This is a genomic window from Chryseobacterium sp. 22532 (genome assembly GCF_052044665.1).
Classification (GTDB): domain Bacteria; phylum Bacteroidota; class Bacteroidia; order Flavobacteriales; family Weeksellaceae; genus Chryseobacterium; species Chryseobacterium lathyri.
In genome coordinates this window covers 326,623-348,056 of sequence record NZ_JBQENJ010000002.1, presented here as the reverse complement: position 1 = coordinate 348,056, position 21,434 = coordinate 326,623, and the positions used below count along the sequence as shown (strand labels likewise).

The 21,434-nt window shown below is 35.8% G+C and carries 24 protein-coding genes; 15 read left to right on the top strand and 9 right to left on the bottom strand.

Annotated features, from left to right (window positions below):
• Positions 1 to 46: 46 nt before the first annotated feature.
• Together ACTJIV_RS05775 and ACTJIV_RS05770 are read right to left on the bottom strand one after the other, a co-directional pair.
• Positions 47 to 604: a dihydrofolate reductase family protein gene (locus ACTJIV_RS05775; protein WP_440626224.1), complete on the bottom strand. Its 558-nt coding sequence runs from the start codon at positions 602 to 604 to the stop codon at positions 47 to 49.
• A 199-nt stretch (positions 605 to 803) separates the two neighbouring features.
• Complete coding sequence (locus tag ACTJIV_RS05770) at positions 804 to 1,055, bottom strand: DoxX family protein (RefSeq protein WP_440626222.1); 252 nt, start codon at positions 1,053 to 1,055, stop codon at positions 804 to 806.
• Between the two features lie 92 nt (positions 1,056 to 1,147).
• Between ACTJIV_RS05770 and ACTJIV_RS05765 the strand changes: the two genes are divergently transcribed.
• Positions 1,148 to 1,504 (top strand): winged helix-turn-helix transcriptional regulator, encoded by a 357-nt coding sequence (locus ACTJIV_RS05765; RefSeq protein ID WP_111954643.1) that lies wholly within the window; start codon positions 1,148 to 1,150, stop codon positions 1,502 to 1,504.
• Between the two features lie 168 nt (positions 1,505 to 1,672).
• On the top strand, positions 1,673 to 2,089 hold the full coding sequence (locus ACTJIV_RS05760; protein ID WP_440626220.1) for a YybH family protein: 417 nt from the start codon (positions 1,673 to 1,675) through the stop codon (positions 2,087 to 2,089).
• Between the two features lie 205 nt (positions 2,090 to 2,294).
• Here the strand turns inward: ACTJIV_RS05760 and ACTJIV_RS05755 are convergent, their stop codons facing one another.
• From ACTJIV_RS05755 to ACTJIV_RS05735, 5 genes are all read right to left on the bottom strand, one after another.
• On the bottom strand, positions 2,295 to 3,236 hold the full coding sequence (locus tag ACTJIV_RS05755) for an alpha/beta fold hydrolase (RefSeq protein ID WP_440626218.1): 942 nt from the start codon (positions 3,234 to 3,236) through the stop codon (positions 2,295 to 2,297).
• A gap of 399 nt (positions 3,237 to 3,635) precedes the next feature.
• On the bottom strand, positions 3,636 to 4,280 hold the full coding sequence (locus tag ACTJIV_RS05750) for a hypothetical protein (protein ID WP_223559093.1): 645 nt from the start codon (positions 4,278 to 4,280) through the stop codon (positions 3,636 to 3,638).
• 751 nt (positions 4,281 to 5,031) lie between these two features.
• The gene (locus ACTJIV_RS05745; protein ID WP_440626216.1) at positions 5,032 to 5,583 is read right to left on the bottom strand and encodes a putative glycolipid-binding domain-containing protein; all 552 of its coding nucleotides are present in this window, start codon (positions 5,581 to 5,583) and stop codon (positions 5,032 to 5,034) included.
• A gap of 171 nt (positions 5,584 to 5,754) precedes the next feature.
• Positions 5,755 to 6,234 (bottom strand): DinB family protein, encoded by a 480-nt coding sequence (locus ACTJIV_RS05740; RefSeq protein WP_228452584.1) that lies wholly within the window; start codon positions 6,232 to 6,234, stop codon positions 5,755 to 5,757.
• A 251-nt stretch (positions 6,235 to 6,485) separates the two neighbouring features.
• A complete protein-coding gene (locus ACTJIV_RS05735; protein ID WP_111954631.1) occupies positions 6,486 to 6,671 on the bottom strand; it encodes a hypothetical protein in 186 nt (61 codons plus the stop codon).
• 22 nt (positions 6,672 to 6,693) lie between these two features.
• On the opposite strand from ACTJIV_RS05735, the gene ACTJIV_RS05730 reads away from it, so the two are divergent.
• From ACTJIV_RS05730 to ACTJIV_RS05680, 11 genes are all read left to right on the top strand, one after another.
• A complete protein-coding gene (locus tag ACTJIV_RS05730; RefSeq protein WP_440626213.1) occupies positions 6,694 to 7,167 on the top strand; it encodes a cyclase family protein in 474 nt (157 codons plus the stop codon).
• A 306-nt stretch (positions 7,168 to 7,473) separates the two neighbouring features.
• On the top strand, positions 7,474 to 9,357 hold the full coding sequence (locus ACTJIV_RS05725) for a type VI secretion system Vgr family protein (protein ID WP_440626211.1): 1,884 nt from the start codon (positions 7,474 to 7,476) through the stop codon (positions 9,355 to 9,357).
• 92 nt (positions 9,358 to 9,449) lie between these two features.
• Positions 9,450 to 11,129 (top strand): PAAR-like protein, encoded by a 1,680-nt coding sequence (locus ACTJIV_RS05720; RefSeq protein WP_336378350.1) that lies wholly within the window; start codon positions 9,450 to 9,452, stop codon positions 11,127 to 11,129.
• Entirely contained in the window at positions 11,110 to 11,685 is a 576-nt protein-coding gene (locus ACTJIV_RS05715; RefSeq protein ID WP_440626209.1) for a hypothetical protein, read from the top strand. Before ACTJIV_RS05720 ends, ACTJIV_RS05715 begins: the two co-directional genes overlap by 20 nt.
• Before the next feature lie 20 nt (positions 11,686 to 11,705).
• Positions 11,706 to 13,373 (top strand): hypothetical protein, encoded by a 1,668-nt coding sequence (locus ACTJIV_RS05710; protein WP_440626207.1) that lies wholly within the window; start codon positions 11,706 to 11,708, stop codon positions 13,371 to 13,373.
• Positions 13,370 to 13,852: a hypothetical protein gene (locus tag ACTJIV_RS05705; RefSeq protein ID WP_440626206.1), complete on the top strand. Its 483-nt coding sequence runs from the start codon at positions 13,370 to 13,372 to the stop codon at positions 13,850 to 13,852. Before ACTJIV_RS05710 ends, ACTJIV_RS05705 begins: the two co-directional genes overlap by 4 nt.
• 19 nt (positions 13,853 to 13,871) lie before the next feature.
• Positions 13,872 to 14,741 (top strand): hypothetical protein, encoded by an 870-nt coding sequence (locus ACTJIV_RS05700; protein ID WP_440626204.1) that lies wholly within the window; start codon positions 13,872 to 13,874, stop codon positions 14,739 to 14,741.
• Entirely contained in the window at positions 14,728 to 14,898 is a 171-nt protein-coding gene (locus ACTJIV_RS05695) for a hypothetical protein (protein WP_440626202.1), read from the top strand. The genes ACTJIV_RS05700 and ACTJIV_RS05695 overlap by 14 nt, the downstream gene beginning before the upstream one ends.
• A gap of 33 nt (positions 14,899 to 14,931) precedes the next feature.
• Entirely contained in the window at positions 14,932 to 16,524 is a 1,593-nt protein-coding gene (locus ACTJIV_RS05690; protein WP_440626200.1) for a hypothetical protein, read from the top strand.
• Positions 16,517 to 17,503, top strand: coding sequence for a hypothetical protein (locus tag ACTJIV_RS05685; protein WP_440626198.1), 987 nt, complete (start codon positions 16,517 to 16,519; stop codon positions 17,501 to 17,503). Before ACTJIV_RS05690 ends, ACTJIV_RS05685 begins: the two co-directional genes overlap by 8 nt.
• Before the next feature lie 347 nt (positions 17,504 to 17,850).
• Positions 17,851 to 18,291: a hypothetical protein gene (locus ACTJIV_RS05680; RefSeq protein WP_440626196.1), complete on the top strand. Its 441-nt coding sequence runs from the start codon at positions 17,851 to 17,853 to the stop codon at positions 18,289 to 18,291.
• Positions 18,292 to 18,452: 161 nt separating this feature from the next.
• Here the strand turns inward: ACTJIV_RS05680 and ACTJIV_RS05675 are convergent, their stop codons facing one another.
• Complete coding sequence (locus ACTJIV_RS05675) at positions 18,453 to 19,049, bottom strand: Crp/Fnr family transcriptional regulator (protein ID WP_440626194.1); 597 nt, start codon at positions 19,047 to 19,049, stop codon at positions 18,453 to 18,455.
• 129 nt (positions 19,050 to 19,178) lie between these two features.
• Positions 19,179 to 19,352, bottom strand: a complete 174-nt coding sequence (locus ACTJIV_RS05670; RefSeq protein ID WP_223559069.1) for a hypothetical protein — start codon at positions 19,350 to 19,352, stop codon at positions 19,179 to 19,181.
• A gap of 64 nt (positions 19,353 to 19,416) precedes the next feature.
• Between ACTJIV_RS05670 and ACTJIV_RS05665 the strand changes: the two genes are divergently transcribed.
• Positions 19,417 to 20,682, top strand: coding sequence for an NAD(P)/FAD-dependent oxidoreductase (locus tag ACTJIV_RS05665; protein WP_440626190.1), 1,266 nt, complete (start codon positions 19,417 to 19,419; stop codon positions 20,680 to 20,682).
• 13 nt (positions 20,683 to 20,695) lie between these two features.
• Positions 20,696 to 21,157: a PA2169 family four-helix-bundle protein gene (locus tag ACTJIV_RS05660; protein WP_223559067.1), complete on the top strand. Its 462-nt coding sequence runs from the start codon at positions 20,696 to 20,698 to the stop codon at positions 21,155 to 21,157.
• Positions 21,158 to 21,434 lie beyond the last annotated feature (277 nt).

Below are 21,434 nucleotides of genomic sequence, written 5' to 3'. Positions count from 1 at the left end.
CATAAGGCGACAGAAATTCTGGCTAATTTTAACAGTATTGTCAAGTTTAATCAATAGTTCTTACTGGTTCATAGTACAGTATGACCGAGCCTCCGCTAAAGGTTTGCGTTCTTAAGAGCTTAAGAATAATCCTGCTATTTATGTTTTCAAATAACGGCAGACCATTTCCAACAACAACAGGGTAAACACATAGCTGAAATTCGTCTATCAGATTAAGTTTCATTAATTGGATAATCAGGCTTCGGCTTCCTACTAAAATATCTTTACCTGTTTGCTGTTTTAATTTCAGGACCTCTGCTTTCAACTCCCCAGCGGCTAACTTTGCACTTTCCCATTCTATATTTTTCAGACTGTTGGAAAATACGATTTTAGGGATTTTATCAATTGCCTGTGCAAAGTCGTCCATTGATTTTTCACCTGAGGGATTCTTTACATAAGGTCGCCAATATTCCATAAGCTGATAGGTTATTCTACCATATAAAATAACATCTGCCTGGTTTAACAGATCAGTATAATGTTTATGTATTTCTTCATCGGGAATACCTGCCGTATGATCACAAAATCCATCAAGTGTCATATTAAATGCCGCAATTATTTTTCTCATATCGGTCTAATGATTTTATTTGATCATTAAATTTAAAAATTTACATTTTATCGGGGCTTTGCATAGGACAAGAAAAATGTTCAAAGAATAATTTTGAATTCTTTGTCAGTTACTAAAAGGACTATACTCAGAATGCACATTAGCAGTGAATTGTAATAGTGTTCATATTCATTATGTGACATGTGTGTTGTAAAAGCACCTACTGCAAAAGGAAAAAGTTTAATACAGCAAGATTCTTTATTGGTGGTTTAAACAATCCAATTATCAATAGCACAACGCCAATTAACTCGCCAATGCCGATTAATATTGTCCACGTTTTATTAAATCCTAAGTTCTGCATATTCTGCATCATAGTCTGTTTTTGAAATACTTTAAATAACGAAGCGTATCCAAATACATACAGATAGTAGGCATATGCACTCCAATGAATTAATGTTTTAATTACCGTCATTTTGTTGATTTTAGAATTAAGACAAATTTATTTTTTAACTTTCAGAATTAAAAGAACTGACAAAATTGTATGGTACTAATAAAAAAGTATGTATGAATAAAAGGAAAATAAACTCTACAAATCATATTAACGAAGTTCAGATAAATGAGAATTGTGGAATTGCTTACACATTATCATTAATAGGAGGAAGATGGAAAATTAATATTCTTTCTTATTTACTAAACGAAAATAGGTTACGTTACAATGAATTATTAAAACGTCTGCCAGGAATTTCAGAACGCATGCTTATTGCAAAATTGAAAGAGTTGGAAAATGATAATTTGATAAATAGAATTGTTTATCAACAAGTTCCCCCAAAGGTTGAATATGAGTTAACGGATTTAGGGAAGTCATTATCGGATATAATGAAATTAATGGACAGTTGGGGAGAAAAACAATTAAAAATGTAAAATGACAAGCAAGTTTGCGTCAGACGGACAGATTTACAAAACTCAACTTTTTTTTATAAATTTGGTTCAATTCAAGGTTTAACGTTTGTGCGCAATTTCCCACCCGAATGCCAGGCTGCGAACCTTTAGCGATCATTGTAAAAAGATAACCCATTCAAATTTAAAAGCATGATAAACGACAATAAACATTTAAAGGACTTTGAAAATTTTATGCAAGTAAGACTTAAAGCCTCGGGAGATTTTGTAGAAGGAAAATTTGAACCTTTAGAGAAAATATCTGTAAAAAAATCTCCTGCAACAATTTTCCCACCACCAGGAATCTGTATTCAAGGTGCCAGCGAAGTGAATACTTTCAATAAAGAAGGAGCGACCAATTTCCTACCCGGTGCCAAAAATGAATTTGAGATAATGCATCAGGATGCGGATGAGCATTTGGCATATTGGACAGGTATTCAACGTTCGACAGTGAAAATGAAAGGGCAAGACAATGACATTATATTTAATTTAAGAGTGACAGAGATATTTCGAAAAGAGAACGACGAATGGAAATTAATGCATCGCCATGCAGACAAACTAACAGAATAATAAAAGGCAATGATATACTAAAATGCACCCAAAATTTTTGTTTCTTCAAAACCGTAAAAGAAGGCAGATGACAGTATATTGAAGTATTGTGAGTAGCCTAGTTTATACTGGTACATTTAAGTATTAACATCTTAATTTGTATTAACTAGGATTCTGCTGCATCTCAGTCCATCTGATGCAAAAAGCTTGTTGACGATAATTCTTTCTACTTACCTTTTAAGGAAGTTAGACAGTTTTTGTACGTATCTATCAAAGCTTCTGCTACAATTTTGGGATCTTGCTGATGTATTCCATGGCTGTAACGCGGCAACAAGATCAACCGGCTATTACTGTTATTTTTTATCATTTCTGCATAATGATTTATTCTTAATTCATCCAATTCTTTCCACCACGGAATTAAATTGATCCCTAATTTCAGATTTTCGTTCATCTTTGTTTCATAATGTTCAATATGCTTGTTGTATGAAATCATTACGGTTACAGGAATGTCCTTAAGAGGTTGTAAGGATTTGTATCTTTTAAAGAATTCCGGTGAGCTTTCATTCAGTTCTCTCTTTGCCTCATTTCGAAAACCATCTGATGTTAAGGTATCATTTATAATGTTTTTAAGATTTATCACAAATAATTCCCTATAGCCTGTAGAGCTTGATGTATTAATTTTCACTTTGTTGTCTTCGTCTTTTGTAAGCATAAAATCTGTAGGATCTATAAAAAACAGGCCGCAAATTTCATTTGGATACATTGAGGCATACAGACGTATAAACGGTCCGCCTATAGAATGTCCTGCCAATAGATAAGGCGGATTTATTTTTAAGGCTGCTAGCAAATCATGAAGTCTTTTGATAACATCTTCATCTGTTTTTATGGAAGTATCGATTTCTGACTCTCCAATTCCATTTCTGTCATAAACTACCCCTGCAAAACTTTTTTGAATGAAAGGAAACAAACTTCCATACCCTCCACCTCCTGAACCGAGACCACTTTCAAAGATTACTATTGGCTCATTAGCTTTTCTTTCATCAAGTCCAAAAGTTTTATATGCTATTTGCTTATTGTTAATGGATACAAATTTTCTTTCAGAAGTCTGCGAAAAAAATAATGTTATTGAAAAGAAAGTAATAAATACAGTTATTTTTAAGGATTTCATCTTTTTTGATTTAGTATAAGTAGCAGGTCTTAAAATTACGTTCACTCAAAACACATTCAATTTGCATTCTGAATATTTTAAACAATATTAATGAATTTTAAGCCACGATATACTTTAATGCATGATTTAACCCCAGCATTGCTTTTAAGCAAAACATAAGGAGATGTATTCCACACAAAACCCTCATACCAATTTCATAACATCAATTGCCGGCACATTAAAACAAAAAAATATCAAATCATTGATTTTCAAACACATAAAGCCAATACATTTTCAATCGAGTTTTAACAAGATTCTCCAAATCCGCATCGCCTTTTCTGTTGAGCTTTGCACGCATGCTGGCGATTATTTTCCATTACGAAGAACCTTCCGGTATAGTTCAAAAAAGTTCAAAAACCGTTATTTTAATCGTCTTACAGAAACTTGCGTGACAGGACCTGAACCCGTTGAGCCGGAGCTTGCATACTTGAGTGTGTAATCTTGTGTATTTATAGCCCTAAACGAATAGGTATTTGCAGCCTGCATCGGAATCGAAGTAATTAAGGTATATGTTTGTAATCCGCCGGTCGGCGCTGCATATGTGTCATTTACTCTGGCTACCCACAACCCGGTGTTATTATTCCATATACCAATAACCGGTGAAGTTCCGTTGGCAGTGGAAATCTGTACATTCATATTAATCTGATAAACCCCGTCAGCAGACACTTTAAAAGAATTGGTTGTAGCCGTACCTGTATAAAGATTTTCGTTATCGATAATTTCATTGTTCAGATTGCCAATGGGATTGGCTACCGTAGCGCCCGGAGCACCTGCGCCACTCGTATCTGCAGTCATTTGAACAGTAATTTCCTGCGCAACTAAAAACTGTCCATTAACAACTATTACTGTTCCTGTTGATGTAGGAACGCCGGCTAAAGTTTGCCATGAAGGTGCAGCACCCGGTCCATTTGATTTCAGTACCTGGCCTATTGCACCTGCTGAACCTGCAGTATTACTATTACCCCCGACATTAAGTTCATTCGTAACTTGTAACGAACCATTCACATGAAGATTTTTTTGAGGTGTTGAAGTACCGATACCCACTTGAGCAGAAATTGCCGCACATATCGAAAAGGTCAATAAAAAAAGTGTTTTTTTCATACTTAGCATGTTTAAAAATAAAGTTAAAAAGCAGCCTCTTCTTGCGATTCCAGGGATCAGAGAGAATGGAGAGGAGGCTGAATATAGTGTTCATTTGTGTTTTTAGAATCCGAAAATCCTTAGCTACATTCTAATATTGTATTTTGGCTCCATTAATTACTGAAATGGATTACCATCTTTACTCATAGTTTTATAGCAAATAAATATTTTATAAACTAAAAGCTCTTTAAATAATTATCTTATTACAAAATTACCAACATTCGATGTAAATTATAAAGAATTCGCATCGACATATATCGATAAACGCATAGATGTTTATAGCTAATAATCTACTATCGCTAAGTTTGAAACTTTTTCCTGGGGTAATTATTGAGTACAGTCAGTGCTCTGAAACTTACTATGTAAGAATTAGTACAGTTAACAGATTAATATCATTGGAACTAAGATATCATTGATGCAGATATTGCGGATAGTCAGCAATATTTATGTAAACAGTATGGAAATATAGAAGGTTATCTAAAAGATATTCGACTTAACGCCGAAACGGCTGGAAAACTGGAAACTTATAGGTATTTCTCAATGTTACTTTGAATCAGAAGTAACAATCTTTCTATCAATAAAAAAATGTAGTCCATCAACTTCACATCATTACCAATTAAACCTGGCCAATTTTTTCAAACAGTTCAGGGTACTTCTCAACAAAGCCGTTATGATCAACTGTTAGTATTGCTTTAAAATCAGAGTCTATGTTTTCATAAGAAAAACTGAGCGTATCAAGTTTTGTGTACCTCTGCTTTACTGGTTTTATATGACCCTGTAAAATATCTATGTAAATAACATCAATATCCTGTGGCACCTTTTCCTTAAAGACCAGATTGTTTATAGGTAATGAATTTGTGAAAGGACTAAGGGAAATATCAATATAGTGTATGTTCGCCAATTCAGGTTCAGGTATATTATTAATTTCCCAGGCACAGTCTCTTTTTTTTCCGGTATAAGAAGTTGTGATAGAGTTTATTTCAGTAACTATTGTAAACTCATTAATAAACCAATTATCGTCAATTAGCAAATGATAAGTGACTGCGAAAACTGTATCCTCCTGAATACCAATAATTTTTGAATTAACCTTTAACGACCCTTCTTTTTTTTCGATTTTAAAATATTCAAGAGACTGATTGGCGAGCCCTTTCCAAAGAATTATTTTCATAAGGTAAATATTGTTTTGTTCATCAAATATCGAATGACCAGCATATTAGGAGTTTAAAATATTACAGAGCATCTTTAAAACATAATACTTTTGTGATAGTTCCAAGCCAAATTTTGATAAAGACTCTTGACCTCTTAAACTATATTACCAAAGTGCTACTGATTTCTTGGTTTAAGTTGTGCCATTTGTCAGAAACTTAATAGTGATGCCTATTTGTCCCAGATGATAAAAATCGTGATGGACCAGTCCAGTGGCTAGATATTGGTAATTATGCGGGAAAGATGCATCCGCATATGGATATGGGCTGTATAAATAGGAGTCATCTTTTTCTGCCAGAAATGATATCAGCTGTTGTTGGCTGGTATAAAAACCATTTAGAAGATTTTCCCATCCCATTTCTTTAAGCTCTTCATTACTCCGCCAATTTGCGGCATCACTCATTTCAAGACCTCTTGGATTTCCTTGAAGTCTGCTTAAAACCTCCTTGCGCCATTCGGTTAAATGAGAGATAAGCTCCGCAACACTATGCAGATTGGCAATAGGACGTTCAAAAGCGGTTTCATCATTAACTTTTAAAAGTTTCTTCTTAAAATTTTCGTCAATCCATAGATCTGCATTCTCAACGTCCTTCAGTTGTTGAATTAAATCCATAATCAAAATATTTTCCATTTAGTTAGCATTAAGGAGTTTGACTTATTATTTTTAGTTTCAACTTATGAATTCCATACCATTGCCTACCCTAAGCTTGAATTCATTACGGTTTTGTCTCCAGCAATTTTCCATTAATTTTCCATACTTTTTACAAAATATAGGTATTTTGAAGAAAAATTGAAATGCATAAAGGAGGAATTACCAGGAATGTTCTTCAATTCGGGAATGCAATATTTTACTTTAACTTATAGTTATGCTTCATCTCTTGTATTCTTTACAAGACCTATTCCGGAGAAAAAGAAGATCAAACCGATCACTCCAACTACAGATAACGTAGTATATGCAGAACTTTTGTTGATCAATTCGTATCCGGTATAAACCATACCTGCAATTCCAAGGATTGTAAGTATTGCTCCAAATGTGCGTTTTACGTTCATAATATTTTTGATTAAGTGGGTTATGATTTTTATTTTACAAAAATCACACCGTTTCTTTTCATTATTTTTTTTGCCAAGCAGTCCTCAAATTAATTCCTCGCAGGAATGCAATATCTCCTATCCTATTATACCATTTCGCCCCAATTCTGATGAGGAATTATTGGTTGATCTCAGTCACACGATTGAAAATGGAAAAGATGTTTCCGAAATGTGCCTCAAATCCTTTGCAGAACTGGAAGCCGTTGTCATCAGGGTTCCCTATAACGAAACATTGGAAATTACCGAGGAACATCTCAAAAACAAAGAAATCAGGAACAGAGCAGTATTGATTCATACAGGCTGGGATAAGCACTGGAGTACAGAACGCTGTTATAATAATCATCCTTATCTGACAGAATCCGCACCAGAATACCTTAACCCGCCCGGTACATTCTATCTTACGGGGTGCGCAAATACTCATCGTAGAACATCTGTGCAATTTGGAGCTGCTGCCTGATCAAAATTTCACCTTTACAGCTGCACCTCCAAAATTCAAAGGCGTGGGAACATTCCCTGTCAGGGTTTTTGCTTCCATAAAAAAATCTATGGAGAGGTCTTAATAAAAAAAACATTGCTATAGCAAACAATATTAAAAAAATGGATTTGCCAGACTGGAACTTCCTCAATTTCCAAAACTTAAGCAGGATTTTTTAGTCAATCGTAGTTTTACTACAATTTTGAAGATTTAATGAAATTTTACATTTAATAGTCTATTTTTATCTAACTTAGGTGACATAATATCAAAAAAAACGCACCAAATATTATGAAAAACACCTCAAATTCTGATAAAGTTTCAGAAAACCATATTTCGGGAATCAACCGTGTGGTAAAACTGGACATTGTGGTTGAGGGCAAGGCTGTCAATCACTTTAAACACTTTCGTTTACAACAAAGTGCAAGAAGGCACCATGATTTTGAGCTGGTATTGGCTTATGACTCTTTAGGCGAGGCCCAAAATCACAATCTTGAACAGGCCCAAAAGTTTTTAGGAAAAAGAATCACCATTGTTTTTAAATATAAAGATGCCGAAACTGAAAGCCCCGAAAGAACATTTGTGGGTCTCATTACCAAAGTAGCATTCAGTCAGGAAAAAATGAGTCTGGGAAATATTATTTTAAAAGGAAAAAGCCCCACTATTCTCATGGATTCCGCTCCACATACCCAAAGTTTCGGAGGAAGCCAGGAGGTGAATACCAATATTATTGCCAACCGGATTATTAAGGAGGCATTAGGGGCAAATAAATTTGATTTCAGGATAGATACCCAAAACAAAAGTTATATCAGTTACAGTTCACAATACAACGAAACCCATTACAATTACCTTACAAGGATTGCGGAAGCCTACGGAGAACAGTTCTATTATGACGGTGAGATTCTTCATTTCGGGAAGCTCCCCTCTTCTGAAAAACCTATCCTGCTGGTGTACGGAAGCAATGTAAATGATGTAAATGTTGAGCTGAAAGCCGTTCACACCAAACCGGAATACTTTGGCTATAACAGCAGCAGTCATACTAAAATGGTGGGTGCTGATGATCGTATACAACATTTGGGAGAGTTATCTTCGAAAGCCTACGAACTGAATGATACTATTTTCACAACCCGATCATTGACCCCTACTCCCATCAATGCCAATATGTTCCGTGATGTAGATGATTCCCAAAAAAGCGCAAGAGGAAGTAAAGCAGTAGAGGTTTTTACTGTTTCAGGACAAACAACAGTTCCATTCCTGTATATTGGCTGTGTTGCAGACTTAGCCATGAGAAAGACCGGCAGCAATGAAACCTCACATTTTACAACACTGATGATTACAGAGGTGACCCACGAAGTTGATGCAAGAGGATATTATACGGGAAGTTTTGAAGCCATTGCTGAAGGCACTGGTTTTATGCCAAAGCCTGATTTTGAAATGCCCAAAGCTGAACCGCAGGTGGCAACCGTTATATCCAATGTAGATCCACTGAATCAAGGCAGAATACAGGTCCGATTTGACTGGCAGTTAAATGATACGACCCACTTTATCAGAATGATGAGCCCAGATGCAGGCGGAACAGATGCTATTACACAAAACAGAGGTTTTGTAGCCGTTCCGGAAATTGGCGATCAGGTTATGGTGGGATTTGAATACCACAACCCTGATTTTCCATTTGCTATGGGCGGAATGTTTCACGGGAAAGTAGGCCTGGGCGGTGGCGTGGACAATCATTTGAAATCTATACAGACGAGAAGTGGTATCAAGGTGTTAATGAATGACGCGGAAAAAAGTGTAACCATTAAGGATCCAAGCGGAAATACTTATTTTATGGATGGCCAGGGTAATATTCATGTTACTGCGCCCAAGAATATGACCTTTACTGCAGGGGAAGATATGCAGATTTCCGTGGGAAGGAATATGACCACTAAGATTGGGCAGGACAGCACCATGCATATTGGAAATGACCATACCGAATCCATTACAAAGAGATACACTCAGACCTCTGAAAATAAAAGCGTTACCGTTAAACAAGATCAAACAGAAAGCACCGGTAATAAGTTTAAAAGTATTTCCGGAGAAGCAGATATACAGACCTCTAAAGGCGATTTAAAACTAAGAGGAACATCATTGGCCGTATTCCAGGGCGGAAAAGACGTTAAAGTAAGTAAAGGCTAAATCTATTATGGATGATGAAAGTAAATTTTCATTGATTACCAGCAAATGCGATTCCGGTTTCAACAATTGAATCAAATCCAAAATTTTAACACATGGAAAATCAGAATACTTCAGCGCATGATCGTAAGCTTTCTGAAAAAAGAGCAGAAAAACAAAAAAAAGCCAACGAAGATTCTCCTTCAGAAAAAAGAGAAATGGTTATCCATGGAGCCAAGTTGAAATGTCCCTATGCTCAGGCGCCCGGAGAACTGAAAGTTACCTCTAATGAAATAAACCTTCAGGATAAGCTATTTGCAACAGAAGGCGATGGAAACAATATGGTCAACCTTCAGTTTAAAGGAACTTGCGGGCACCCGAAATGGCCTGCTAGAAATATGTCTCCCCCACCCTGTATGAGCGTTATAAAGTTAAGTCCGTGGCAAAACCTGGGAACCTCCATTATACAGGAACAAACTGTTTTGGTAAAAGAATCCTATATCAATTGTGACCCTGAGTTTAATGCAGCCACTGCAACACCGATTCCGCAGGCAGCAAGTATAAAAAGTGAGATTCAAAACAATGAAATTCCTAAAATTATTGATGCTTACTTTGTGAAGTGGATTTCAGAGAAAGGCACTCCTGTTGAAAAAGAAGAGGAAGTCTACAACAAGAAACTGGGCAAGAAAGTTTCTGTAAAAAAGAAAATAGAGACCACGAAAATATCTACAGAAAGAATATCAGAGCGGGGATTAAGTTATCAGGTTGCTTTAATTGTTGAAACTGAAGGACTTTCTGGAAAAAAAGTAAAGGTTAAGATTAAAAGCGGTAAAAATAAAGTTTTAACAGATGTTGATGCTGAGCTGAGTTTAATTGATCTAAAAGAGGTAGAAAAAGTTACAGATGCTGCAAAATATGCAGGCATAAAAGCAAAAAGTGAATTTGAAATAGAAGTTGATAATTTTGCAAATGATCCCACAATAGAAAATTCAAGCCAATTCAAAAACAAAGCGGTACTCAAACTAATGCTCAATCAACGTGCTGATGATTTATCATTTAATTTGGCAAAACTAATAACAGCAAGTCCTGACAAAGAAGCATCGGTATATATAGAAGTGACTTCTGATGAACCAAAAATTGAATATCTTGGCAAAGAAGGAAGCAGCAGCTTAAAAAATACCTTTTTAAATGAATTAGGGAAATATTTCAAAATAAAATATCTGGAACAGCCATGGGTTGTTAAAGCCCGAGAAGAACAGGAACTGGGCGTTTCAGAGTCCACCCATTGCTCAAAGATCATAGATGAATACCATGCTATAAACCGACAAAATAAACCAAAAGCTTGTGCTAATACCGATAACAGTTCTTGGTGTGCCTCATTTGTGGGCTGGTGTTTGAAAAACAGCGGGTATTCTGCCCAATTAGACCCGGGTGCCTATTCATATGGAGAAGAAAAGACTAGATATAGAGCTGGTTTTAAGAAAAATCCAACAGATAAAAAAGGTCTGGAAAAAGAGGAATTTGATGATCCGGTATGGGGAAAGCTTATAGCCGGGAATCACCCTTTGGTGGGTTCGATATGTGTTTTATTAAATAAACACCACGTAAGTATAGCTGTTGGAAAGAGCAGTGATGGGAAAACAATATATTATCTGGGAGGAAATCAGGGAAACAAAGTCTGTGTGGGAACTTTCGGACAAAGAACCTCTTCCATATACCCCGTAGAATATACCAAAAAATCTGAAGACGATGAGTTACCTATTTATTATACAAAAAATGAAAAGCTTAGTTACTAGTTTGATATTATTGTTTTTTATCCCTGTTTGCGGACAAAAGCCTGTGAATGATACTTTGAAAAGGTATTATCAGGATTCATTGATCATACAAAAAAACTTTAAAGACGGAACAATATCAAACAAACTTACCGTAAAAGTAATTAATCCCTGTAACTCTGAAAAAAACAGATTCGACGGAGCAGTAACCATTATCAGCGCTGCTGTCAAAAATAAAAATTACAGCGATAACGTAGTTTATAATTATCCATATGCACAATCCGGTTTAATCAATTTAAAAACAGATCATATATCTGATCATAACATCAATAAGCATCAGGCAGTCTTCATACCCTTTACGTATTGTGGGAATTGGGATAACGATACAAAAGTTTCCTACATTATATTTTATAAACATAAAAAATATCTGTATCATATAAAATATTATTGTGGAGAAGATGGCAAATGTAAACTAAATGATAATCTGAACATTACATTAAAAGATTTACCCTCAACATTAAGATTAAAAGTGATTAAAGACTTAAAAACAAAATATAAGAACTCAAATGATTTTCAATAATAAGCTCAAAATAAAATGATATGAGTGAAGTACAAGAAAAAGATGATTATTCTGTAAACCCCAATCAGAAAGTTTATGATCTCCCCCACCAGGTGGATCATGAAGTGAATGTGGTAAAAATATATTTTGCAAAACAAGTTCCTAAAATGACCTGGGAAACTAAAGAAGAAACTTATACTGTTAAAAGTGGAGGTCTGGTATCTGATGTCAAAAAGAAGTACGAAAAAAAAGGAAGAAGGAACCTCAAGGCAGATCAGGAGGATTCTGTAAAATTAAAGGCAAAAGAATCGGTGAAAATTACCTGGGAAGAGGAAGTACAAGCGAAAAAGGCTGATGGCAGTCCTGATTTTGATTTTGAGAGAATAAACAGCACCACCATTAAAAAGAAAGTATGGGTAGTCGCCAATTGTGAAGGGGCAAGCGGCAAACTCTCTGTTGAGATCCATGAAAATAAATTGAAAAATACTGAAAACGTATATGAAAATCCTGTCAAGTTTTTAGATGGCGAGGAGGAGAAAAGTAAAATAGAATTTACTATCGACGGAACACTGGTGTATGCCAAAGAAATAACGATGCGTCCCAAAAGTGATGAAGATTTAAAGAAATTAATAGATAAATTAAATAAAAGAGAGGACTTAAATGCCTTTTTATATTTAAAAGCTGAAGTAACAGGAACAGAAGATGAAGTGAAATTCCCGGATGAAACGCATGAGTTTTTAAATAAAGACAATGAAAGGTTTGAGATCAGATACTGTAATTGTGGAAACAACTATGATATTACCTGTACCCGATATAGTAAAAAATATGGACCAGCCTACTGGGGATCTAAAAAACTTGAAAATTATTCCGATTGGGATACATTGATTGAAGAAAAGAAAATTACAGCCGAAGAAAAGGCTATTTTGGTGGGAATGTCTGAAAATGAAGGCAAATTGGATTCTGTTCAATCCTATGACTGGGACCTTTCAGGTGAACAGATGATATTAACTGCGGGGGCCATGCAGAAAACAGTGGATCATACCGGAAAAGGTGAATTTACTACACAGGTTGAAGAATTTAAAGCTCAGCATCCTGAAAAATATGACGAGTTATTTGTATCATGCGGATGGACGGTAGACTCCGGGATTCTATACTATAAAGATCCGGCAGATCCCAAAGCGGAGAAAATTACAGGAAATACATTATCGAATAAAATCAGAGAAAACTGTAAAGAATCCTTATTTGGAAAAACAGTAGAATGTAAGCCTCTGCAACCGATTGTAAATGCTGTTATTGATAAAGTATTTCAGGAAAAACAGGTGCTGGATTTTATTAAGAGATTAAAAGAAGTTGTACTTCCTTTAACTCCTACAGGCTATTCATATAAGCTGTCAGATTATTTAAAATCAAAATTAGGTAAAGCAACTGCATTGGATCATCACATTAACAGACCAGGATATGTACAAGATGATTTCGGCTCTGCACTAGACCGGTTTTTTGCAAAAAAAGATGCTAACACAGCCAAAGAAAATAAAACCAGAAAAGAAGGGGAAAAATTAGAAAAAATATCAAGAAATCCTGGCGAATGGGGAGATATGCACAGTAAATACGAGCAGGAAATTCTTGATGATTACGGGAATAAAAGAAGAGGTACAGATATGGATAAACGCTATGAAAAAATGGAAAAAAACTCAAATTTATCATCATGAAAAAATTGACATTTATGCTAATGATTTTAATCATTTTTGTTACCTGCGGAAACGTTGTTTCCCAAAAACATCATGATGTACAGAATAAAACGGCAAAGAAAGACACTATCATTACTTTAAATGATACTCTATCATTGTATTATGCTTCCTACAACAGCCCTATGAAACTATGGTATAATCTCCATATTATTATTAAAAAGAAAAAGATAAAAGTAGGTAAAGGAAGTGAATTTAATGGTACCGGAAGTGAGCTCTTTTCTTCACTGTCCCCTAATGCAAAGTACGTAGTAGTAGACGGCATCATTAAAGAATATGTACATGAAAGTGATAAGGACAGTACCCTGCATGAAAACTACACGTGTGCCATTATTGACATAAAAAAAGCAAAAATAGTTAAACAAATGCAACAGGATTGTGATGGGTCTTGGAACAAAAAAAACCAGTGGGTTTCCTCCGGAGGGAAAGTAGTTTTTAAGTAAAAATAATGAGTGAAAAATTATGGAACCAGGGTTTCCCATAGATATTAAATTGAACCTTTCGGAAGGAAAGAAATTTTACCGCTATTCCTGTAATGAATATACCACCATCAACGGAAAAACGCACAGAAGCGAGCTCAACAAAAATTTTCATGTTACGCTGAAGCGTTTAGAAAAAGAAAGATTTGAATACCATATCGAAATTTTTGACAGAGTTCATCGGGATAAAACACTATCCCTGTCCGAAAAAGATTTTCTAGCCAGAATTGCAGATATCAATGACGATGTAGTGCTTATAACGGACGAATATGGTCATTTAAAAAATGTACAGGAATTATCAATTCTTCAGGATAAGGTGGAAAAAACAGTAGAAAAGCTCTCCCGCTCCTATGTTGGCAAACAGGCAGAAGATTCTTACACCTTTTTAAAAACATTTTACCAAAACGAAAACTTAGTGGGTAAAGATTTTTTAAAAAGTAATCAATTGGGAATGATCCTCCATAAGTTTTATGGAAGGTATGAGCAGGAAGATCGGGTAAAGTATAGCGTGCGTTACCTTAATTTTATGACCAATACCGTAATAGATATAGAAGAACGTGTACAAACGGAGGCCATGCGTTGTGATGATGAATTATTACTATTACAGTATACCGGGAACATTCCTTCAGATAAAAATTGGGAAATGTTTTATGGAGAAATGAACAGAAAGGAAATTGCTTATAACAGGGAAACAGATTTTCCAAAACTTGACAAATATAAAGGGCAGATTTTATTGGATTTTAAAACCAAAGAAGTGCTAGAACATAAACTTACCATAGAATTTTCCCTGGGTGAAAACTACCAAAAGAAAATCATCTATCATATAAAAGAAATAAGCTATGAAGAACTATAAAAATACAGGATGGATTAAAGAAATGCAGGACCAGCCGGATGAAAAGTCTGGCAAAGGATTGAACCATACTGGTTTTGTGTTTTTATTATTTGGAAATCAGAATCTTACCTCATTTAAGGAAAATGAAATCTCGGATAATCCTCGTCAGGAAATGTAAAAACTCCCGTATTAAAAAAAGAAAAATCTTAAAATGGCGACACGTATTACAATAACAGATTCCGGGCAAACCCAAACTTTAAATGGCCCATTGGCTCCGGATACCCCCGATAACTCTTTACAGCGTATTACTGAAGTTTATTTTGCCAAGAAAACGACAACAGACAACGGAACAAGAGTCAATTTTACAAAAATTGATTCTGCTCATGTACAGCAGGATCATCAGAATCAAAATATCCCATACGATTCCATATTAGGCAAAACAGTATATCTGATCATAGAGACCAGCAATATGACAGACCTGAGTATAGATGCGGTGATAAGGCCTTCAGCAAGTACGATGACAGAAAATACAGATCCATTACAGTTAATGCGTTTTATATCTCCTGACCGATATGAGGCACAGAGGCTGTTTACCGTACAGGTAGGAAATTTTGATGCTCTTAACAATAGAGATGGCAGCCATGATCATTATACTAATTTACGGGCTGACCATATCAATAAAGCCATTATTAAGCTGCAGCTAAGGCCTGACGGAAGAGCTATTTTTGATGACTGGACCAGAAGGCTGGCAGATAGCAGTATTAATTTGGAAGTGGCAGTAGAAAGAACAGACAATAATCCTTGTGCCTATGGAGATGGACAGGAAGAGGTAAACGGCGCCGGTATTTTCTTGAATGATGACAGAGGAAGATTCAGGGTGGTCAATAAAAATATCTATACCATTCATCATGGCAGCAATACGTACAATGCTTTACAGGTGATCAGTACAAATCCGGAAAGAAGAAGAAGGATTCAGAAGGTTCTGAATAACCATTCCACTGATGTTATCTTTTTTTATTACGACCAAAACGATAATGAACACAGGATCTGTAACAGAACTAAAGAAACTGTAACCAGAAAAAGAAGAGTCAATACCATCCCACCACTGGCCCAAAGAGGCAATCTTTTGGACACCATAGATTTCACAGCGAACAGAGCCGCCGGAGAGCAGATAGATGCCCATCAGTTATTGGTGTATGCTAACGGAACTCTTGGTGATGGAGCCACCGACAAATGGTACATCAATCAACCGGGAAATGTCGAGTTGGTCAATATGGATATTTTAGCGAATGACGGTGTAGGGCCACAGATTTTTGAGGCATTCAATTATAATCAAGACGGGGTCATCATCCGGTATGGGTTTCAGCATACCAGAAGAAGAAGCATCCAGCCGGATTTATTTGCAGGTTTCTTAGGAGCATTGGCACAATTCAGACAGGAAGGACATAATCATTATATTGTATCTCAGGGTTTTTCTTATTCAGACGCGTCATGCTATCCCAGCGCAGAACATGTGAACGGAGAAGCGGGAGATCTGAATTTATTAACGGCTCAGCAAAATGGAGTCAATACCATCCTTACGGCTGCGAATTTTGATTATGACAATCAGGTTATTCTCCGGAATATTCTTTTTGATTTTGGATTTGGATCAGGCCGGTCAGAGAATTTTTCCAATACCTCAAATGCCAGTACTGCAGACAATGCCAGCACACGGTTACCTCATACCACGCATACCGCTACCCCAAGACATAATAATCATTTGCATGTTCACGGTTTCACCCCAATATTAGATATATATGCCTAAAATTAATATCGCCTGTTTTACCATTCTGTTTTTCCTTTTTTCCTGTTACAGTAAGGCTCAAACAGAAAATAAGGCAATAAGCACAGAATCTCATTCCACAGATAAAGAATCAGTTTCCTTTAACACCAATAAAGCGGATTGTATTATTCTGCCATTTGGATATCCAGATATTTCAAAACGGATCACTGTTGACTCCATTCTGTCTGCTATACAGGATGAAAATAAATTAAAGGAAATCAATGCATTGCAATTTGAAAAACAAATAAAAAAAGATTTTGTAGTACTTCCTGAAGAATACAATGTTTTGCTGCCATTCAGCACTACTGTCAATGAAAAATATGATCAAATTAAAATAGCCTCAGATTTTTTGTGTTATGGAGACTATTCACTGTACTTTATGGCGGTTTATAATACCGTTCGTTATGCCGACCCGTTTATTGAAAAAATGTATTTAGTTTCAACGAAGGACGGCAAACTGATCGATATGAAAAGAATCTATCTGAATCATCAGGGAGAAATGGGATTTGCCAACTATACCCTGTTTAATATCGATAAAAATTACACCATTTCTCTACAGGATTATGAATTGACTGAAAGCCCTTTTCAATTAAAACCTTTACAGAAATACCAGATTCTGCCCTCCGGAAAATTTGCCAGATACTATGACAATGATGGCCCTTATAAAGATAATGAAGAACAGGGCCTGGTAAAAAATCACCATAAAGAAGGAAAATGGATAGAATGTAAACCCAATGGATCTATGGATTTACAAAAACATCCTAAATTTACGGATCCTTATACTTATCTGGAAGCGGAGTATAAAAATGGGTTACCAACCGGGACATGGAAGTTTTATAAGTTATTGCAAAAATATAATGAAGATACCGGAGAACCTCTTATAAATACAAGGAAAAAGGGACAATTGATCTATACTGAAATGTATAGAGACGGAGTTTTAGAAAAACGGGAATTTCATTAACGCAATTAAAGAATATCAAAATAAAATGTTTTTCCCTACGCCCGCTACCGCACGAATCCTTTCGTGTGGTTTTAGCATTATAAATCAAACATTCTAAAAACAACAATATTATCTAAAAGTCCTTTTTCATCGGAATAATCAATTGTACTGCTGTATCTATAATCTTCTGCACGAAAAACTAAACCTGCTTCTACCGGATTTTGATGTACATAATTAATTTTCTCATTAAAGAAACCATTTTTATTTTACTTGCTCAAAGTCAGAAGACTTTTCGCAGCAGATTTTTTAAAAACAAGATCTTTTACAAGAAACACCCAAATATTCCGTTTAATTCTTAAATTTGGCTTATGCGAAAGAATCTTTATTTCATCATTATATTATTTTCTCTGACCAGCTGCTATACGTACCAGGTAAAAAAGCAAGTGGATCCAGCGGCCGACAGTAAGCAAAATACAGCTGCGCAAATGAAAAGCACAACAGCTGCATCCCAAAGCCCGAACGCACAACAAATGCCTGCTCCTGTCAATATTCAGGAGAAACTTGCATCCGGTAAAAATGTTAGAATTGAAGCAGATGGCAAAAGTTATAAAGTAATCGTTGATAAGTGGGAAAGCGACAGTCTGGTGGCTCACCCGGTTCATAATCCTAATAAAATTCTGAAATTCCATAAGAACCAGATCAATGCCGAGAAAATTGCAGAAAAACGATTTTCACAACCCATCGCAGATATTCTTACGGTTACCGCTTATGCTGCAATTGGTGTTGGAATCTATCTTCTTGTCCGCTAGTTTTTTAGCCTTTTCCCAGTAATGATAGAAAATATTATAAGATAATAATGAAGCATACTATCCGTGAAACGGATCAATAAAATAACGCCATATGATTCATATGGCATTATTTATAAAACATTTCACAATTAATACGTTATAATTAAAATAGGTTTAAAGGCTTAATAAAGTATTTTCCGGCCTTCAATTTTAACCATATTTTCATTTTCCATTTTCTTAACGGTTCTTATAACCGTTTCAACACGCAGTCCTGTAAGATTGGCAATCTGCTGCCGGGTATAAGGTACCTGAAAAGTCTGGTTACGATCGTTACCCTGGGTTGCCTTCAAATAGTCCATGACCGTTTTGATTTTGAACTGTGGATCCGTGGATGAAATATTAAAAAGCATTAAATATTTGTAGTAGAGTCGGTCGGACATGCATTTAAACATATCCATCATCACATCCTTATTTTGATGAATGAGCGAAAAGAAATCTGCCTGAGGCAGTTTCATGACGGAACATTGTGTTTTGGCAACGGCAGTCATGGGATACGGCTTATCGTTAAAAAGTAACGATTCGCCAATACTTTGCCCATCGGAAAGAATATTCTGTGTGAATTCTTTACCATCCTCATGGTAATTATTGAGCTCGACAACACCATTAACAATCTGGAAATAAAATTTAGCAAAGCTTCCTTCACTAAAAATAATCTCATTTGGTAAATAGGTTTCATATTCACCTCCATAAGCTAACAAAAGGTCTTCACTGATTATCATATCTTAAAATTTTATTGATAGTTAAGTAATGAACATCGTAGTAAAAAATTGGTGCTTTTCCAATATCAAAAAGCAAGCCATATTAATTTATTGTTACGAACAATACCAAATAAAAACCCGTGTTTATGATCAGGATAATAATATAAATGAGAAGTATTTGTTAATTTTATAAAGATTAGCGAGCATAATGGTAAGTATTAAGCAATGTTTTATGATAGCAGGAACCATATCTGCCTTTACATCGATAGCTTTTATAACTGTTGCTGTATTGTATTTCCGGACCTGTTCAACTAAATGTAACATACACTATCTATTTTTTGGTGCCATTATTGGAGGATAATCAAAACAATTCCAAATGTCAATTAACATGAAAAAGCATATCATTATTGTTGGTGGAGGATTTGCAGGAATTAATCTTATTAAATCCTTAAAAAATGACAATAGATTTCTTATTACGCTTGTTGATAAGAACAATTATCATTTCTTTCCTCCCCTTATTTACCAGGTGGCGACCTCTTTTATTCAGGCCTCCAACATCAGCTATCCTTTCCGTAGATTATTTTCAAAATACAAAAATGTGAATTTTCATATGGGAAGCCTTCTTAAAGTGAATCCCGAAAGCAAAACCATAGAAACAGATACAGGAAACCTGACTTATGATTATCTGGTTATTGCATTGGGAACTGAGTCCAACTTTTTCGGAATGGATAATGTACAGAGGTGTGCACTTCCTATGAAAAGTATTGAGGAGGCACTTTATCTGCGGAATCATATGCTCCTCAACTTGGAGGAAGCTGCCAGAAATAAAGACCCGAAAACCGCAGAAAAATTACAGAATGTGGTTATAGCAGGCGGCGGACCTACCGGGGTAGAACTGGCGGGCATGATCGCGGAAATGGGAAAATATATTGCTGAAAAAGAATACCCGGAAATCAAGCTCAGCCTTTCCAATCTGTATCTGATTGATGCCTTACCTACCCTGCTTTCCCCGATGAGTAAAATGGCACAGGAGACTTCCCACAAGACTTTACAGGAGCTTGGTGTAAAAATACTTCTTAATGTTTCGGTAAAAGACTATGTCAATAATCAGGTGCTTCTGTCCGACGGAACATCGATAGATACCGAAACCCTCATCTGGACTTCCGGAGTTATAGGACGGGAAGTTCCTGGAATTCCGGAAGACAAAATAGGAAAAGGAAGAAGAATTTTAACTGATGAATACAACCGGGTAGAAGGAATGGAGAACATCTATGCGGTAGGAGATATCGCTCTTCAATTAACGGATAAAGAGTTCCCGAAAGGACATCCCCAGCTTGCCCAGGTGGCCATACAGCAGGCTAAAAATCTGGCTAAAAATTTCATCAGGATCGAAGAAGAAAAAATACTCATTCCCTTCAAATATAATGATAAGGGCAGTATGGCGATCATTTCAAAATTCAATGCCGTGGTGGATCTTCCCAAATTTTCTTTCAAAGGTTTCCTGGCTTGGCTTACATGGCTGTTTATCCATATCATTCCGTTGGTAGGCTTCAGAAGCAAAATCAGGCTAGCACTGGATTGGTTACGGCTGTTTATCACCAATAACCCATCCATCCGTTTAATTCTTTATCCAAAAAGAAATACAACTCAATAAAAAAAAATAAAGTATGAAAACAGAAGAAACAGTATCCGTCCTCAATGACCTGCTTCACATTACGAATGACAGGATAGAAGGATTTGAAAAGGTTGAAGGAAAAATCTGGGAAATGTATCCCGGAATAAAAGATGAGTATGACCGCATGATCTCACAATCAAAAATCATGAAAAATGAGCTGATTAACCTGATCACTGAAAAAAACGGAAAACCTGAGGATTCAACTTCCATTGCAGGAGCTCTCCACAGGACATGGATTGATATTAAAAATTCATTTACCATAGGCAATCTCGAAGAATCTACCTTAGAAAATGTAATCTTTGGTGAAAAAGCGGCCATTGAGGCTTATCAAAAAGCTCTGGACAGCGGAGATCTCTGTGAAAAAAGCGAGAAAATTGTTTCAGAGCAATTACACAGCCTGAAGATATCTTATCAGCAGTTTAAAAATATTGAAGAATATAAAAAGAAAGAATAAGGATATGAAAATTTAAGTTCAACAATCACACACCAAATCTTAAAATAACATGAAAAAGAAATCACCCAAAGAAATGCTATAGGAAAAACATCGACAACAATTGTTGTGGCTGCTGTTGCTCCAATTGTTTTTGCCCAGTCATAAAAAACATCAAACATACCGCAGGACAAAATCTTATCTACCCCACTACAAAAAGTTCATATCAAATATTAAAGTATTGAAGCCACCTCAGGGTGGCTTTTTAAACGATCACAGGTAATTTACTATAAAGATTTGG

What these genes read in the sequence shown, in the direction of transcription:
- ACTJIV_RS05765 (WP_111954643.1), top strand. Translation starts at nt 1,148, where the DNA reads ATGAATAAAAGGAAAATAAACTCTACAAATCATATTAACGAAGTTCAG.
- ACTJIV_RS05760 (WP_440626220.1), top strand. Translation starts at nt 1,673, where the DNA reads ATGATAAACGACAATAAACATTTAAAGGACTTTGAAAATTTTATGCAA.
- ACTJIV_RS05700 (WP_440626204.1), top strand. Translation starts at nt 13,872, where the DNA reads ATGGAACCAGGGTTTCCCATAGATATTAAATTGAACCTTTCGGAAGGA.
- ACTJIV_RS05730 (WP_440626213.1), top strand. Translation starts at nt 6,694, where the DNA reads ATGATTTTTATTTTACAAAAATCACACCGTTTCTTTTCATTATTTTTT.
- ACTJIV_RS05715 (WP_440626209.1), top strand. Translation starts at nt 11,110, where the DNA reads ATGAAAAGCTTAGTTACTAGTTTGATATTATTGTTTTTTATCCCTGTT.
- ACTJIV_RS05735 (WP_111954631.1), bottom strand. Translation starts at nt 6,671, where the DNA reads ATGAACGTAAAACGCACATTTGGAGCAATACTTACAATCCTTGGAATT.
- ACTJIV_RS05675 (WP_440626194.1), bottom strand. Translation starts at nt 19,049, where the DNA reads ATGATAATCAGTGAAGACCTTTTGTTAGCTTATGGAGGTGAATATGAA.
- ACTJIV_RS05745 (WP_440626216.1), bottom strand. Translation starts at nt 5,583, where the DNA reads ATGAAAATAATTCTTTGGAAAGGGCTCGCCAATCAGTCTCTTGAATAT.
- ACTJIV_RS05705 (WP_440626206.1), top strand. Translation starts at nt 13,370, where the DNA reads ATGAAAAAATTGACATTTATGCTAATGATTTTAATCATTTTTGTTACC.
- ACTJIV_RS05695 (WP_440626202.1), top strand. Translation starts at nt 14,728, where the DNA reads ATGAAGAACTATAAAAATACAGGATGGATTAAAGAAATGCAGGACCAG.
- ACTJIV_RS05770 (WP_440626222.1), bottom strand. Translation starts at nt 1,055, where the DNA reads ATGACGGTAATTAAAACATTAATTCATTGGAGTGCATATGCCTACTAT.
- ACTJIV_RS05690 (WP_440626200.1), top strand. Translation starts at nt 14,932, where the DNA reads ATGGCGACACGTATTACAATAACAGATTCCGGGCAAACCCAAACTTTA.
- ACTJIV_RS05755 (WP_440626218.1), bottom strand. Translation starts at nt 3,236, where the DNA reads ATGAAATCCTTAAAAATAACTGTATTTATTACTTTCTTTTCAATAACA.
- ACTJIV_RS05725 (WP_440626211.1), top strand. Translation starts at nt 7,474, where the DNA reads ATGAAAAACACCTCAAATTCTGATAAAGTTTCAGAAAACCATATTTCG.
- ACTJIV_RS05660 (WP_223559067.1), top strand. Translation starts at nt 20,696, where the DNA reads ATGAAAACAGAAGAAACAGTATCCGTCCTCAATGACCTGCTTCACATT.
- ACTJIV_RS05720 (WP_336378350.1), top strand. Translation starts at nt 9,450, where the DNA reads ATGGAAAATCAGAATACTTCAGCGCATGATCGTAAGCTTTCTGAAAAA.
- ACTJIV_RS05740 (WP_228452584.1), bottom strand. Translation starts at nt 6,234, where the DNA reads ATGGATTTAATTCAACAACTGAAGGACGTTGAGAATGCAGATCTATGG.
- ACTJIV_RS05665 (WP_440626190.1), top strand. Translation starts at nt 19,417, where the DNA reads ATGAAAAAGCATATCATTATTGTTGGTGGAGGATTTGCAGGAATTAAT.
- ACTJIV_RS05680 (WP_440626196.1), top strand. Translation starts at nt 17,851, where the DNA reads ATGCGAAAGAATCTTTATTTCATCATTATATTATTTTCTCTGACCAGC.
- ACTJIV_RS05775 (WP_440626224.1), bottom strand. Translation starts at nt 604, where the DNA reads ATGAGAAAAATAATTGCGGCATTTAATATGACACTTGATGGATTTTGT.
- ACTJIV_RS05710 (WP_440626207.1), top strand. Translation starts at nt 11,706, where the DNA reads ATGAGTGAAGTACAAGAAAAAGATGATTATTCTGTAAACCCCAATCAG.
- ACTJIV_RS05685 (WP_440626198.1), top strand. Translation starts at nt 16,517, where the DNA reads ATGCCTAAAATTAATATCGCCTGTTTTACCATTCTGTTTTTCCTTTTT.
- ACTJIV_RS05670 (WP_223559069.1), bottom strand. Translation starts at nt 19,352, where the DNA reads ATGTTACATTTAGTTGAACAGGTCCGGAAATACAATACAGCAACAGTT.